The following is a 14,121-nucleotide window of genomic DNA, read 5'->3' on the forward strand; positions in this document are numbered from 1 at the left end:
GCTTACGCTCCTATTACAACTTTCGCAAAACGGATAACCTTTTCATTTAAAGTATATCCTTTTTCAATTACATCAACGATTTTTCCTTTCAGCTCCTCCGACGGGGCAGGTATCTGCGTCACCGCTTCATGAAGCTCGCTGTCAAAATCGTCGCCGGCCTTTGTTTCCATAGGTTTCAGGCCTTTCTGGTGCGTTACATGCTTTAGCTTATGGAAAACAAGTTCCAAGCCTTGCAGCATCACATCCAGGTCTTTACTGGTTTCCATCGACTGCCGCGCGCGCTCCATATCATCTAGCACAGGCAGCAATTCTGTCATCACATCCTGCGAGGCAGTTTTAGCCAGCTCCAGGCGCTCTTTAGCTGTGCGGCGGCGGAAGTTCTCGAACTCAGCCATCAGGCGCACAAACTTATCCTTCATTTCTGCCAACTCAATGGCCGTAGTGTCTTCCTGCGTTTCTGCAGTGTTTTCTTCTACTTGGTCTAGCTCCTCTTGGGTAGCTGCATTGGCAGTGTTTTCCTGTAATTCCTCTTGTTCCTGCTCCTTTTTAATATCTTTATCTGACATATTGCCTTAAAAAAGTTAGGTTGATTGGTCTATTGTGTCTTGTCAATTGTCTTGCCAAACCGCTGTTTGTGCCAAGATGGCATTATTACATTGCTGAATAGTTAAATTGTTGATTGTTGTTTTCTTATAGATAGAACTATTTAGCAATTGCACTGAAGGCGCTCAAAAAAAATCGGTAGAAAGCTGTGCAGCCTCTACCGATCTCTGTTTTATACGTTAGCCGGGCTGTGCCTTAACTGTTAAGCGCCTCCCAGATCATGTCTTTTAGTGGGGTAATATTTTTTCCGGTTACGCTGGAAATAAACACTGCCGGTAAACCTTCTGGCAACGTGGCGCGCATTTCCTGCTCCAATTCCTCATCCAGCATATCGGACTTGGTAATGGCCAGCACACGCTTTTTATCCAATAGCTCCGGGTTAAAGGTCTTCAGCTCGTTTAGCAACACCTGGTACTCCTCGGCGATATCTGCACTCTCACAGGAAACCATAAATAAGAGCATGGAGTTCCGTTCGATGTGTCTTAAGAAGCGAAGACCCAAGCCTTTACCTTCCGAGGCGCCCTCAATAATACCCGGAATATCAGCCATCACAAACGATTTATAATCGCGGTAGGCCACTACCCCCAGGTTAGGCTCCAGGGTTGTAAATGCGTAATTGGCAATCTTAGGTTTCGCCGCTGACACAACCGATAGCAACGTAGATTTACCCGCATTTGGGAAACCTACTAAACCAACATCGGCTAGTAGTTTGAGTTCCAGCACCACCCATTCCTCAATGCCGGGTTCGCCGGGCTGGGCATAGCGTGGGGTCTGGTTAGTAGGAGATTTGAAGTGTGCATTACCCAGGCCGCCTCTGCCGCCCGGTGTAAGTATGATTTCCTGCCCGTCTTCGGTGATCTCGCACATCAATTCACCGGTCTCCACGTTTCTGGCGATGGTTCCCAGCGGCACTTCCAGCACTTCATCTTGGCCTTGTGCCCCAAACGAGTGGTTAGGCCCACCGTTATGGCCGTTTTCGGCGATGATGTGCTTGCGGTACTGCAAGTGCAGCAATGTCCAGAGTTGGGAATTGCCGCGAAGTATGATGTGCCCCCCCCGGCCGCCGTCGCCCCCATCAGGGCCGCCTTTAGCCGTAGTCTTATCGCGGTGCAAGTGCGCTGAGCCACCTCCACCATGCCCGGAACGGGAGCAAATTTTAACGTAATCTATAAAGTTGCTTGATGCCAAACCTTGTTAAGCTTAAATGCTTATTTTTTCTCTTTCTGCTTTTCTTTCACTGCATCAATCTGCTGGCATAGTGCCTTAAAGATATCTTCTATCTCGCCGATGCCATCCACTGCGCAAAACTTACCCTGGCCGGCATAATAGTCTGCCACAGGTGCTGTTTTGGAGTTATATTCCTGCACGCGTTTGCGAATCAGTGTTTCGTTCTGATCATCTGGGCGACCTGATGTTTGGCCGCGCAGCAACAAACGCTTCGTAAGCTCCTCATCATCTACGCGCAGCGCAATCATGCAAGAGATTTCTGTTTCGTTATCCTGCAACAGTTTGTCCAGGCCTTGCGCTTGCGGCACAGTGCGCGGAAAACCATCGAAGATGAAGCCCGGTGCATGGCGGTGCTCCTTCACTTTGTTTTCAATCATACCGATTACCACTTCATCGGGTACCAGCAGACCGCTATCCATCAGCTTTTTCGCTTCCAGACCAAGGGCTGTGCCTGCAGCAATCTCTGAACGCAGCAGGTCACCGGTAGAAAGGTGAATCAGGTTGTATTTATCAATCAGATTTTGACTTTGGGTACCTTTTCCAGCACCTGGAGGGCCAAACAAAACGATGTTGAGCATATCTTCTAGCTTAATGTAAAAAGCAAATATAAGTATAAATACGAAGTACTTTTTGATTATTTGAGGTATAGGCCACGCTGCTAGCATTTGGGCCTTAGATGCCTGCTAACGCTACTATTACCCCAAGGTTACGACACGATGGAGTAAACATCGCGCAGGTTTCTACCCAAGCCATTATAGTCTAAACCATAGCCCACCACAAAATCATTCGGGATGCTGCGGGCCACATATTTGATCTTCATATCATGCTGCAGGCAGTCGGGCTTCATCAGTAGTGTGGCTACTTCCACAGAGGCCGGGCTTTTCTCTTTTAGCTGCTGCAACAGGCCGTGCACGGTGTGGCCGGTATCCACAATATCCTCCAGAATAACCACGTGGCGGCCAAAGATATCTTCGGTCAGCCCTAGAATTTCCTTTACCTTACCCGTGCTGTGCATATCCTGATAGCTTGATAAACGGATAAAGGAAACCTCGCAAGGGATGGAAACACGCTTCAGTAGATCAGATACAAACATGAAAGAGCCGTTTAATACCGCCAGAAACAGTGGCTGCTTGTCAGCATAGTCCTTGTCTATCTGCTCGGCAAGCATGGTAATGCGAGCGATTATCTCTTCTTCGAAAATATAGGTGCTAAACTCACTGTCGTGAATCTGAATGGTACGCGGTTCCATATTGTAATTGTTTAATACTTGTACAAAGGTAAGTATAAAATAAAAAATAAGCCCAACACAAAGGCTGGGCTTATACTTTTATAGCAACAAAGCTTATTACTCAGCAGGTATACCACTAATTCTAAAGGTGTTATGCGGTTTTGCGCTTATACTTGCGGTGGCAGGCGCGGTGTTGGCTTCGTTCAGGTTGATCGGCTCCAATTCGATTGGCGGCTCCGGTATGGCCGGCTCGCGCTCAAAGCCAATGTGCGGGGCAATAACCAGTGAAACGATGGACATGAGCTTGATCAGGATGTTCATACTTGGCCCTGAGGTATCCTTGAAAGGGTCGCCTACTGTGTCGCCGGTAACGGATGCCTTATGCGGGTCTGAGCCCTTATACTCCATCTTTCCGTTGATCTCTACACCTTTCTCGAATGATTTCTTGGCATTATCCCAGGCACCGCCGGCGTTAGACTGGAACATGGCCATCAACACACCCGATACGGTTACGCCGGCCAGCAAGCCGCCAAGGATTTCCGGCGAGGAAGTATCCGGGAACACCCCTCTGAACCCAAACCCGACGATCAGCGGCACAATCAGGGCAATGGCACCAGGCAACATCATCTCACGGATAGCCGCTTGTGTAGAAATGGCTACGCACTTCTCATACTCCGGTTGGCCGGTGCCCTCCATAATGCCCGGGATTTCGCGGAACTGCCTGCGCACCTCATGCACCATCGCCATCGCCGCCCGGCCCACCGCAGAGATAGCCAGCGCTGAGAAGATAAACGGAATCATGGCTCCTATAAACAGGCCTGCCAATACCGGCGCTTTGTAAAGGTCAATGCTATCGATGCCTGCAATGCCCACAAAAGCCGCGAAAAGCGCTAAGGAGGTAAGTGCCGCTGAGGCAATGGCAAAGCCTTTTCCAGTTGCCGCCGTGGTGTTACCTACTGCATCCAGGATATCGGTACGTCCGCGCACTTCTTTAGGAAGCTCACTCATTTCGGCGATACCGCCGGCATTATCGGCAATAGGCCCGAAGGCATCAATAGCCAACTGCATGGCGGTGGTAGCCATCATGCCGGCTGCGGCAATCGCCACGCCATACAAACCAGCAGAAGCATAGGAAAGCACGATACCCGCTGCCAAAACTATAATCGGCAAAACAGTAGAGTGCATACCTACCGCTAAACCAGCGATGATATTGGTGGCATGGCCCGTTGAGGATTGCTGCACAATGGAGTTAACCGGCTTTTTACCCATGGCAGTGTAATACTCCGTGATGATACTCATTAGGGTCCCCACCACCAGACCCACCAACACGGCCATAAACACGCCGGTTGGCGTAAACTCGAAATTACGCAGGTTCAGGTTATCGGGCAGTAGCCAGAAAATGACAAAGTATGCCGCTATCGCGGTAAGTATAACCGAGATCCAGTTGCCGCGGTTCAGGGCTGCCTGCACGTCGCCGCCTTCTTTTACACGCACAAAAAGCATCCCCATAAAGGAGAACACAATGCCCAAACCGGCAATGAGCATCGGAAGTATGATCGGGGAAAGGCCTCCAAAATTATCTGTGGCCACCACTTCGCGGCCCAGCACCATGGTTGCCAGAATTGTGGCTACATAAGAGCCGAAAAGGTCAGCGCCCATACCAGCCACGTCGCCTACGTTATCGCCCACGTTATCGGCAATGGTAGCTGGGTTACGTGGGTCATCTTCCGGGATACCGGCTTCTACCTTGCCCACCAGGTCGGCGCCCACGTCGGCCGCTTTGGTATAGATACCGCCACCCACACGGGCAAACAAGGCTATACTTTCAGCACCCAGCGAGAAGCCAGTTAGTACCTCCAGGGCAATCTCCATCTGCACGCCATGTACATCGGCACCCTGGCTCTGCACAAAAATGTAATAGAAAAGTATGAACAGAGAACCCAGGCCCAGCACGGCCAAGCCGGCCACTCCCATACCCATTACGGAGCCGCCTGCAAAGGAAACTGCCAATGCCCGGGACAAGCTGCTGCGCGCAGCCTCTGCGGTACGCACATTAGCCTTGGTAGCAATCCGCATTCCTATAAAACCTGCCAGCGCCGAGAAAAAAGCGCCGATCAGAAAGGCACCAACAATCAAGGGGTGAGACTTTTCGCCGGTATACCCTAAGTAAGCTAGAAAAATAGATGCGATGACGGCAAAATAAGCCAGCACTTTATACTCAGCTTTCAGAAAGGCCATTGCGCCCTCTGCAATATGGCGCGCAATAGTGCTCATGCGTTCGTTGCCGCTTGGCTGCTTTGTTACCCAAGCCGATCTTATAGCTGTGTAAATCAAAGCGACCACTCCAAAAGCAGGAATTGTGTAAAGAATAGGTTCCATTCAGTAGGGTTAAAGGTTAGAGGGATATTCGAATATAGCTATTAAAGAACGGAGATAATTTAGACTTTTCCAAATGTTCCACGTGCTTTCAAATTACACCTTATACACACTATGCCATTAGCTGCTAACGAGTTGCAACACTAAATCAAAAATGAGTGATTCTACAGCTCTTAAGGCAACTTTTACAGGTTTCACAGCAATAAAAAAGGCCGGCTCTGCTTTAGAACCGACCTCTTTTCTAATCGTATTAAATGTCTTTATTGCTTAAAAATAGGCGTCCGTCAGTGTGAGTGTATACTTGGCTTTGTAGTTGCCCAGGCGCTCATACTTCCAGCGGCTGGCACTGCTGAGGTTATATATCGCGGGCCTTCCATTGCTTTTGGCGGTAACTTTAAAAGCCTGCAGTTCCTGGTTGTTCTTTTCGATGTCCCATACGTGTTCATCATCATTGCCGGAGCTAACCCATACTTCAGCAGATCCGTCAGGAGCTAACGTATAATAGCTTTTGCCATCGCCAATCACTATGGCAACGCTATTCCTGTTTATCTCTGTCACCAGTTCTACTGTCGTGGCTGTATTATTCTCAACAATGTAAGTATACTGAGGCTCTTTGTTAAAGGCCTTATCAAATAAATGCTCGCAAGACGAGAGCACGAAAAGTAAGCCTAGCAGCAAGGCACCAGGCGGCATAAGTTTTGTTTTCATAGTATAGTGTATCAATCTCCTAATATAAAGAAAAATACTATAACCTCTCCATCAGTACCTTATAAAGCGCTACCATACTTTCTATGTCTTTTTTGTGAACAATCTCGTTGGGCGTATGCACATTGTCTTCGGGGGCCCCGACAAAGCACCAATCCCAAGGGTAGGCACTATGCTGTAGCTCTTTCGCGTCACTGCCGCCCGAGCCCTCTACTTCCAGCTGGTGCGGAATACCGGCTTCTCTGGCGATGGCAATAATGCGCTGCACATAAGCCCGCCGCGGAATCAGGCTGTCGCGCAAAGAGATTACCACGCCTTGGCCCGCCTGCACGCCCTCAGTTATCCAAGTTATATCAGAAATGATGCCTTGCTTTACGCCGTAATGCTCATAAATATATTTGGCCAGATACGCTACAGAGCCGCCGCCGTGCTCTTCCCAGCAGCTAAAGGCGATAATTCCGTTCTCCAGCGTTTCTGCTACCTGCAAGGCGCTCCATACACCAAGGCGGTTGTCGAGGTAGCAGCTCTGCACGGTTTCCTCGGTTTCCCGGAAGTCACATTTAAAAACCAGTTCTGTGCCTCTTTCTATCTCACGCTCATATTCATAAGTTAGTTCGTGTGTTTCTTCGTCATACTTCAGGGTGCACTCAATTTTGCCCTGGCTGTCTTCGCCTACCAGAACATAGCCTGTTTCTACATCCGGGCCACCAATGCGCACCAACTGGTTGCCGTACCTAACCGTAAACCCAATAGAATCCAAATGAGCAAAAATTGCACTTTTAGGTTTCCCAAAAACTAACAGAATACAATCCTGAAACTCGGCTCCGTACAATACTTCAGGCTGGTGTTTCCAAGCCCCTTTACTGGCCTCAATGTATTCTATAAGAAATTCTGATAGTTTTTGTTCATTACCAGACGGTGCATGTATTTTGCACAGCTTTTCGAGAAATTTCATAATTTTTTTATTTTTACGGAATTCAAATTTAATAGAATTGTTGTACTTTTATAATTGAGATAGTTGCAAATGCCACAAGTATCTTCAAACCACTAATTTTTAGGTTATACATGAAGAAGTTTCTTACAGCCCTCTTCACGCTTTTTTTCCCACTGTTAGCTGTAGCACAACAGCCACTTGTGCCTTCAGATACTACAGCCATGCGCCAGGTTACCTTTGATGAGATTGAGGTGTTGCCAACGGCTACAAAAGTGAAAGGTATGCTGCTCCTGAACAGGGATGTGCAGTATGAGCTTGAGGGTGCCGTAGACAACATGTATAACTTTAAGTATGAGCGCGCCGAGAAGCAGTTTAAATCCTTGCGACGCCGCTACCCTGAGCACCCGCTCCCATACTTCCTGATGGGCCTGAGCCAGTGGTGGAAGATTGTTCCTACCAACATCCAGACGCTAAAGTACGATGATGCCTTTTTTGCTTATATGGATACCACTATCCAGAAAGCCGAAGCCATGTATGATGAGGATGACCGTAATGTAGAGGCAGCGTTTTTCCTGGCCGCCTCTTATGGGTTTACGGCCCGCCTGCACTCCGAGCGCAGTAACTGGCGTAAAGCAACTGTAGCCAGCAAACGCTCTCTGGATTTTATGGAGAAAGCCAAGGCTGGCAATGGCCTCAGCCCTGAGTTTCTTTTCGGTGAGGCGCTTTTTAACTATTATTCTGTTTGGATTCCTGAAAATTACCCGATGCTTCGCCCCGTACTTGTTTTTTTCCCCAACGGAGACAAGCGCCTGGGCCTAAAGCAGCTGGAGTATGTAGCAAACAGCGGGTTTTATACGGGTACCGAGTCTAAGTTCTTCCTGATGAAAATTCTTGCCAACGAAGAAAAGAACATGAGCGAAGCCTTGAAGGTATCAGAAGAGTTAGCGCTTAAATATCCAGACAATGCATATTTTGCACGTTTTTACGCGCGGTTGCTTTTTGTGCAAGGCCACTTCTCAAAGGCCGAGCGCGTGTCTTTAGGCATCCTAAATAAGATTGAGCAACACATGCCTGGTTACGAACCCGTTAGCGGCCGATATGCTTCTTATATTCTTGCTTATATTAATCAGCATAAGTACCGCGATTTTGAGAAGGCCAAAGAATACTACCAAAGCGCCATTACGTTTGCCGAGATGTCTGGTGCGCGCGATTCAGGGTATTTCCTGAATTCATACCTAAATTTGGCGCGTATCGCGAAACAGCAACAAGATAGAGCTGCTGCAAAAAAATATTATGCTATTGTATACAAAGCCAGTGACAAGAAATCATCTACCTACGAGGAAGCAAAAAGCTACTTGAAATCAAACCGTAAAAGCTAAACCTCTACAAGGGTATCTATTACAAACAGAAGGGGCAGCCAATTGGATTGGCTGCCCCTTCTGTTTGTATATTTTATACCGGTTACACAGTCTGTGACTGCGCGGCCGGGTTCAGTATCTTCTCCTTGAAGAACTCAAGCGTGCGCTCCAGGCCCTCTGCGCGATCCACCTTAGGCTCCCAGCCAAGCACCTCCTTAGCCAATGAGATGTCCGGCTGGCGTTTCTGCGGGTCGTCTTTGGGCAGCGGCTGGTATTCCACCTTCAGCTCCACACCCGTCAGGCGGCAGATTTCCTCGGCAAACTCCCGGATGGTGATCTCGGATGGGTTGCCCACGTTCACAGGCAGGTGGTAGTCGCTCAGCAGCAGGCGGTAGATGCCCTCCACCAAATCGTCCACGTAGCAGAACGAGCGCGTCTGGCTCCCGTCGCCGAAGATGCTTAGCGGCTCGCCGCGCAGCGCCTGGCTCAAGAAGGCAGGCAGCACGCGTCCGTCGTCCAGGCGCATCCGCGGCCCATAGGTGTTGAAGATGCGCACGATGCGTGTCTCCAAGCCGTGGTGCATCTGGTAGGCCATCGTCATGGCCTCCTGGAAGCGCTTGGCCTCATCATAGCAGCCGCGCGGCCCCACCGGGTTCACGTTGCCCCAGTAGTTCTCCTGCTGCGGGTGCACCAGCGGGTCGCCGTACACCTCGGAGGTCGAGGCGATGAGCATGCGCGCGCCCTTGGCCTTGGCCAGGCCCAAAAGGTTGTGCGTGCCCAAAGAGCCTACCTTCAGCGTCTGTATCGGAATCTTGAGGTAATCGATCGGGCTGGCCGGTGAGGCAAAGTGCAGGATGTAGTCCAGGTGGCCCGGCACGTGCACGAACTTCGACACGTCGTGGTGGTAAAACTCGAACTGCTCCAGCTTAAACAGGTGCTCGATGTTTTCCAGGCTTCCTGTGATCAGGTTATCCATGGCGATCACATGGTACCCCTCTTTTATAAATCTGTCGCACAGGTGGGAGCCAAGGAACCCAGCCCCTCCCGTGATAAGTACTCTCTTTCTGCTCATAGTTTTATGGTTGCGTTAGCCTGCAGCTGCTTTTTCACCCCGATGCCATAATAGCAGAAGCCCTTCTCGCTCATCTCCACGGCATCGTATATGTTTCGGCCATCGAAAACGACCTTCTCTTTCATCAGCTTGCTAACCACGTTGAAGTTGGGCGAGCGGAACTCGGGCCACTCGGTCACCAGCAGCAGCGCGTCAGCGTCGATAAGCGCCTCGTACTCGTCCTTGCCGTACTCGATGGTGTCGCCCAGCATATGGCGTGCCTCCTTCATGGCCACCGGGTCGTAGGCGCGCACCTTGGCGCCTTGCTCCAGCAGCTTCTCTATGATCACCAGCGAAGGCGCCTCGCGCATGTCGTCGGTCTTGGGTTTGAAGGAAAGGCCCCAGATGGCGAAGGTCTTGCCGGCCAGCTCGCCGTTGAAATGCCTGTGCACCTTGTCGTACATCACCTCCTTTTGGCGGTCGTTCACCTCCTCCACAGACTGCAGCACGCGCATCTGGTAGCCGTTCTCAGCCGCTGTCTTGATGAGCGCCTTCACATCCTTGGGGAAGCAGGAGCCACCGTACCCGATGCCCGGATAGATGAACTTGTTGCCGATGCGCGCATCGGACCCGATGCCCTTGCGCACCATGTTTACATCGGCGCCCATGATCTCGCATAGGTTGGCAATGTCGTTCATGAACGATATCTTGGTGGCCAGCATCGCGTTGGCCGCATACTTGGTCATCTCGGCAGAGGGTATGTCCATGACGATGAGCGGGTGTCCGTTCATCAGGAAGGGCTTGTAGAGCTTGTTCATCACCTTCTCGGCCTGCTCCGAGGATACGCCCACCACAATGCGGTCGGGCTTGAGGAAGTCCTCGATGGCGGCCCCCTCTTTCAAAAACTCCGGGTTAGAGGCCACATCGAATGGGATGTCCACGCCGCGTGCCTCCAGCTCCTCGGAGATGGCCTGGCGCACTTTGCGGGCAGTGCCCACCGGCACGGTGCTCTTCGTAACCACTACCAGGTAGTCGGTCATGTGGCGGCCTATCTCGCGGGCCACGGCCAGCACGTACTTCAGGTCGGCCGAGCCGTCCTCACCCGGGGGCGTTCCCACCGCGATGAATGCCGCCTCGCAGCCGCAGCCCTGGATCGAGCCGGCAAGGTCGGTCGAGAAGGTCAGGCGCTCCTTCTGGGCGTTGCGCACCACCATCTCCTCCAGCCCTGGCTCATAGATGGGCAGGATGCCCTTCTTCAGGTTCTCTATCTTCTTCTCGTCTATGTCGATGCAGGTAACGTCGATGCCGACCTCCGCAAAGCATGTCCCCGTCACCAGGCCAACGTATCCCGTGCCAACTACTGCTATTCTCATAAATATTGTCTTAAGGCTACAAATATAATATTATTAAGTCTAACACTCTGTGTACAAACCATTAAACTTATAAAAAAATATAATTTATCGGTGCAATGCATTACTTGGACAAAGACTGGGTCTATGTTTATACTTTGGCCATATGCATAAGCTCTGGTTGCTGCTAACAAATCCAGCCCTGAAGCACAGAAAGGGCTAAGATATAATATCTTTCTAAAATTTCTCTGCTTTTAACAAGTATGTAATGCGTTGGAATTCTTGCACCAGTCGGCAAAGGGTACGAAGTATTCTCCTCATTTGTTATCCAATTATCGTTATATATCGCTTTAGCGCTATAAGTTGTTACGGACCTAGTTTATATAATTAGTGCTTATTTGTTTCTTTTTCGATTAGCAAAGGCCCCTACATTATATGCCCTGTGCAACCGAATATGCCGCTAAAAAGCAAGGCGTGTTAATTAGTCTGAATGGTCTGCTTTTTTAAGTTAAAAAAACAACTTGCTCTCGTGATAGAAGTATAGTTTAATAGCAATCACCCCTAACTTATTATGAAACCAGACTGGTTAGATAAAAAAGAGTATCCCTTCAAATCAAAGTTCATTGAGCTCGAAGCAGGTAAAATGCATTACATAGATGAGGGTAAAGGAAACCCAATTGTAATGATCCATGGCACACCTTCGTGGTCTTTTCTGTACCGCAACTTGATAAAAATCTTGCGCAAAAAGTACCGCTGCATTGCCATGGATATGATTGGTTTCGGCCTATCTGACAAGCCTGATAGCTGGGATTACAGACCCCGCTCCCATGCTGCGAACTTTCAGCAACTCATGGAGCATTTGCAACTGAAGAATGTAACCTTGCTGGTGCATGACTTTGGTGCTCCCATTGGCTTGGCTTATGCTATTAACCATCCGGAAAATGTTTCGAGCATTGTCATGCTTAACTCCTGGACATGGTCTTTATCTAAACACCAGTCGTTTGGCAAAGCCAGCAAGTACCTTGTAGGGCCTTTAGGAAAGTTTCTGCACTCCAAACTTAACGTGTCGGCTCATACGCTAATCCATGAATTATTTAAGGATGAGGAGCAAATGCCGGAGCCAATAAAAGAGCATTATATTAAGGCATTGGGTAACCCTGAAGATCGTGTGCGAAATCTGGCTTGCGCCCGTGAATTAATTGGCGTAAGTAAGTGGTATGACGAATTGTGGAAGGAACGCCATAAGATCCAGGATATTCCAACGCTTATACTTTGGGGAGAACGCGACAAACTGATAAAAGTGGAGGCCTTACAGCGATGGAAAGTATTCTTCCATGAGTGCTATGTTATCCCATTTGAGGATGGAGGCCATTTTCTGCAGGAAGAGAGCGCAGAGGATATCGCAAACTATGTTGGCAACTTCGTAAAAGAAGAGTCTAAAAAGCATGAGGCCATTAGCAACTAGCTCTTCGCCTACATTTTTCAATCTCACATAGGCATAGAAAAGACAACAAGCCTTTCTATAATTTTAACATATTAAAAACAATTGATTATCATGAGAATCCCCCCTAAAAACACCCAAACGACTCCCATGGAGGAAAATAACACACTTAATGAGTCACATGTTAACCTCATGCAATCGTGGCTGAACCTGCGCCGCATGGATAATAAGCTAGCTGCCACTAAGTATAAAGATTTAACAGAGCACCCAAAACCGTCTAGAAAGCAAAAAAGCATATGAGCCAGCAAATGCATCATTACTCCGAAGGAAACAAAACAGGCGCTACCCATGAGTATGCGCCTGTTTTATTTTTCTAGAATATCTTACCCGGGTTAAGTATACCTCTCGGGTCGAACAGCTCCTTTATGCCCCGCATGAGGCGAAGCTGTATTTCATTTAAGGCAATGCCGATGTACTGGCGTTGCACCAGGCCAATGCCGTGCTCGCCTGAAATCGTTCCGCCTAACTCTACGCAAAGCTCAAAAATCTCTTTTATACCTTCAGGCAGTTTGTGTTGCCAGTCCTCATCACTCATGTCGCCTTTAATGATATTGACGTGCAGGTTGCCATCGCCGGCGTGCCCGTAGCAGACTGATTTAAAGTTATACTTCGCTCCAATCTCTTTCACGCCTCTTAGCAGCTTCGGTAACTCAGCGCGCGGCACCACTGTATCCTCTTCTTTATAGATAGAATTACCTTTTACCGCATGGGCCACATTGCGGCGCAGTTGCCACAAGTCGTTTTTCTGCTTCTCGGTATCGGCAACAAGTATATCGCCTACATCAAAATTTTCCAGAACCTCATACACGCGCTCTGCATCCTTAAACAGCAGATCCATGTCGTTGCCGTCCAACTCAATCAGCAGGTGGGCCCGGATGTCCTCTGGCAGGCTGAGGTCCAGGCCAAGGTAGCGCACGGCCCACTCAATAGCGTCACGCTCCATAAACTCCAACGCCGAAGGCACGATGCCGGCTACGAAAATTCTGGAAACGGCGGCGCATGCCTCTTCCTCGCTTCGGAAAGGCACCAGCATAACTAAGTTTTGGGTTGGGTATGGAATAAGCTTAAACACGATCTTGGTAATCACGCCTAAAGTACCTTCGCTACCCACCATCAGTTGTGTCAGGTTATACCCTGTGGCATTTTTAAGGACATTGGCTCCGGTCCAGGTTATTTCACCGGTTGGCAGAACCACCTCTACGTTTAGCACATAATCTTTAGTAACACCATACTTCACGGCTCTCGGACCACCGCTGGATTCGCTTAAGTTGCCACCCAAAAAGCAGCTGCCGCGGCTGGATGGGTCTGGCGGGTAAAACAAGCCACGCTCAATAACCGCTTCCTGGAAAACCTGTGTTATTACACCTGGCTCCACAGTGGCCTGCAGGTTGCGCTCATCAATTTCAATGATGCTATTTAAGCGCTCCGTAGAAAGAATGACGCCTTTATGAATGGCTAGCGCACCGCCACTCAAACCGGTTCCGGCTCCGCGTGGTGTCACCGGAATAAGATTTTCGTGGCAGTACTGCATAATACGGCTTATCTCAGCAGCGTTAGCAGGTTTAAGAACCACTTCAGGTTCGTAGCGCAGGTCTTCTGTTTCGTCGTGGGTGTAACGGAGCATCTCTTCGGCAGCGGCAGGCAGCACTAGGTGCTGTTCGCCTACAATTGCCGCGAGTGCTTTTACAGCCTCAGGGGTGATCGGGTTAAATTTCATTTTCAAAAAGCTGGGCTTATGCTTAAATTAGCCAGTGATTAAACATTGTTCTACTCGCTTTGCTAAAATACA

Annotated in this window: 13 protein-coding genes; 3 read left to right on the forward strand and 10 right to left on the reverse strand. The window is 49.3% G+C overall.

The genetic code is table 11. The annotated features are described in order from the left end of the window. Positions 1 to 2: 2 nt before the first annotated feature. The 7 genes from D1627_RS03735 to D1627_RS03765 all read right to left on the reverse strand — a co-directional run bounded on the left by D1627_RS03735 (position 3) and on the right by D1627_RS03765 (position 7,094). Positions 3 to 566: a nucleotide exchange factor GrpE gene (locus D1627_RS03735; RefSeq protein ID WP_119430843.1), complete on the reverse strand. Its 564-nt coding sequence runs from the start codon at positions 564 to 566 to the stop codon at positions 3 to 5. A gap of 232 nt (positions 567 to 798) precedes the next feature. Further along, positions 799 to 1,791 carry a GTPase ObgE gene (gene obgE, locus D1627_RS03740; RefSeq protein WP_119430844.1) on the reverse strand — a complete coding sequence of 331 codons (993 nt, stop codon included), beginning with the start codon at positions 1,789 to 1,791 and terminating at the stop codon, positions 799 to 801. 20 nt (positions 1,792 to 1,811) lie between these two features. Continuing rightward, a complete protein-coding gene (locus tag D1627_RS03745) occupies positions 1,812 to 2,408 on the reverse strand; it encodes an adenylate kinase (protein WP_119431109.1) in 597 nt (198 codons plus the stop codon). A gap of 128 nt (positions 2,409 to 2,536) precedes the next feature. Then, positions 2,537 to 3,079, reverse strand: a complete 543-nt coding sequence (gene hpt, locus D1627_RS03750; protein WP_119430845.1) for a hypoxanthine phosphoribosyltransferase — start codon at positions 3,077 to 3,079, stop codon at positions 2,537 to 2,539. A 96-nt stretch (positions 3,080 to 3,175) separates the two neighbouring features. Then, positions 3,176 to 5,437, reverse strand: a complete 2,262-nt coding sequence (locus D1627_RS03755) for a sodium-translocating pyrophosphatase (protein ID WP_233555498.1) — start codon at positions 5,435 to 5,437, stop codon at positions 3,176 to 3,178. 264 nt (positions 5,438 to 5,701) lie between these two features. Beyond that, complete coding sequence (locus D1627_RS03760) at positions 5,702 to 6,142, reverse strand: hypothetical protein (protein ID WP_119430846.1); 441 nt, start codon at positions 6,140 to 6,142, stop codon at positions 5,702 to 5,704. Between the two features lie 37 nt (positions 6,143 to 6,179). Further along, positions 6,180 to 7,094 (reverse strand): M20/M25/M40 family metallo-hydrolase, encoded by a 915-nt coding sequence (locus tag D1627_RS03765; protein WP_119430847.1) that lies wholly within the window; start codon positions 7,092 to 7,094, stop codon positions 6,180 to 6,182. A gap of 110 nt (positions 7,095 to 7,204) precedes the next feature. Between D1627_RS03765 and D1627_RS03770 the strand changes: the two genes are divergently transcribed. Further along, positions 7,205 to 8,452 carry a tetratricopeptide repeat protein gene (locus D1627_RS03770; RefSeq protein WP_119430848.1) on the forward strand — a complete coding sequence of 416 codons (1,248 nt, stop codon included), beginning with the start codon at positions 7,205 to 7,207 and terminating at the stop codon, positions 8,450 to 8,452. Positions 8,453 to 8,534: 82 nt separating this feature from the next. On the opposite strand, the gene D1627_RS03775 is transcribed toward D1627_RS03770, so the two are convergent. Next, the gene (locus tag D1627_RS03775) at positions 8,535 to 9,503 is read right to left on the reverse strand and encodes a UDP-glucuronic acid decarboxylase family protein (RefSeq protein WP_119430849.1); all 969 of its coding nucleotides are present in this window, start codon (positions 9,501 to 9,503) and stop codon (positions 8,535 to 8,537) included. After that, a complete protein-coding gene (locus D1627_RS03780; RefSeq protein ID WP_119430850.1) occupies positions 9,500 to 10,855 on the reverse strand; it encodes a UDP-glucose dehydrogenase family protein in 1,356 nt (451 codons plus the stop codon). Before D1627_RS03780 ends, D1627_RS03775 begins: the two co-directional genes overlap by 4 nt. Before the next feature lie 547 nt (positions 10,856 to 11,402). On the opposite strand from D1627_RS03780, the gene D1627_RS03785 reads away from it, so the two are divergent. Continuing rightward, positions 11,403 to 12,296, forward strand: coding sequence for an alpha/beta fold hydrolase (locus D1627_RS03785; protein ID WP_119430851.1), 894 nt, complete (start codon positions 11,403 to 11,405; stop codon positions 12,294 to 12,296). Positions 12,297 to 12,386: 90 nt separating this feature from the next. Further along, the gene (locus tag D1627_RS18260) at positions 12,387 to 12,572 is read left to right on the forward strand and encodes a hypothetical protein (protein WP_147383196.1); all 186 of its coding nucleotides are present in this window, start codon (positions 12,387 to 12,389) and stop codon (positions 12,570 to 12,572) included. Between the two features lie 73 nt (positions 12,573 to 12,645). On the opposite strand, the gene D1627_RS03790 is transcribed toward D1627_RS18260, so the two are convergent. Further along, positions 12,646 to 14,049, reverse strand: coding sequence for an FAD-binding oxidoreductase (locus D1627_RS03790; RefSeq protein WP_119430852.1), 1,404 nt, complete (start codon positions 14,047 to 14,049; stop codon positions 12,646 to 12,648). Between the last annotated feature and the right edge of the window lie 72 nt (positions 14,050 to 14,121).

Source organism: Pontibacter oryzae (assembly GCF_003576375.1).
Classification (GTDB): Bacteria; Bacteroidota; Bacteroidia; order Cytophagales; family Hymenobacteraceae; genus Pontibacter; species Pontibacter oryzae.

Coding starts and splice junctions, on each gene's coding strand:
- D1627_RS03735 (WP_119430843.1), bottom strand. CDS start 566: ATGTCAGATAAAGATATTAAAAAGGAGCAGGAACAAGAGGAATTACAG.
- D1627_RS03745 (WP_119431109.1), bottom strand. CDS start 2,408: ATGCTCAACATCGTTTTGTTTGGCCCTCCAGGTGCTGGAAAAGGTACC.
- hpt (WP_119430845.1), bottom strand. CDS start 3,079: ATGGAACCGCGTACCATTCAGATTCACGACAGTGAGTTTAGCACCTAT.
- D1627_RS03755 (WP_233555498.1), bottom strand. CDS start 5,437: ATGGAACCTATTCTTTACACAATTCCTGCTTTTGGAGTGGTCGCTTTG.
- D1627_RS03760 (WP_119430846.1), bottom strand. CDS start 6,142: ATGAAAACAAAACTTATGCCGCCTGGTGCCTTGCTGCTAGGCTTACTT.
- D1627_RS03765 (WP_119430847.1), bottom strand. CDS start 7,094: ATGAAATTTCTCGAAAAGCTGTGCAAAATACATGCACCGTCTGGTAAT.
- D1627_RS03770 (WP_119430848.1), top strand. CDS start 7,205: ATGAAGAAGTTTCTTACAGCCCTCTTCACGCTTTTTTTCCCACTGTTA.
- D1627_RS03775 (WP_119430849.1), bottom strand. CDS start 9,503: ATGAGCAGAAAGAGAGTACTTATCACGGGAGGGGCTGGGTTCCTTGGC.
- D1627_RS03780 (WP_119430850.1), bottom strand. CDS start 10,855: ATGAGAATAGCAGTAGTTGGCACGGGATACGTTGGCCTGGTGACGGGG.
- D1627_RS03785 (WP_119430851.1), top strand. CDS start 11,403: ATGAAACCAGACTGGTTAGATAAAAAAGAGTATCCCTTCAAATCAAAG.
- D1627_RS18260 (WP_147383196.1), top strand. CDS start 12,387: ATGAGAATCCCCCCTAAAAACACCCAAACGACTCCCATGGAGGAAAAT.
- D1627_RS03790 (WP_119430852.1), bottom strand. CDS start 14,049: ATGAAATTTAACCCGATCACCCCTGAGGCTGTAAAAGCACTCGCGGCA.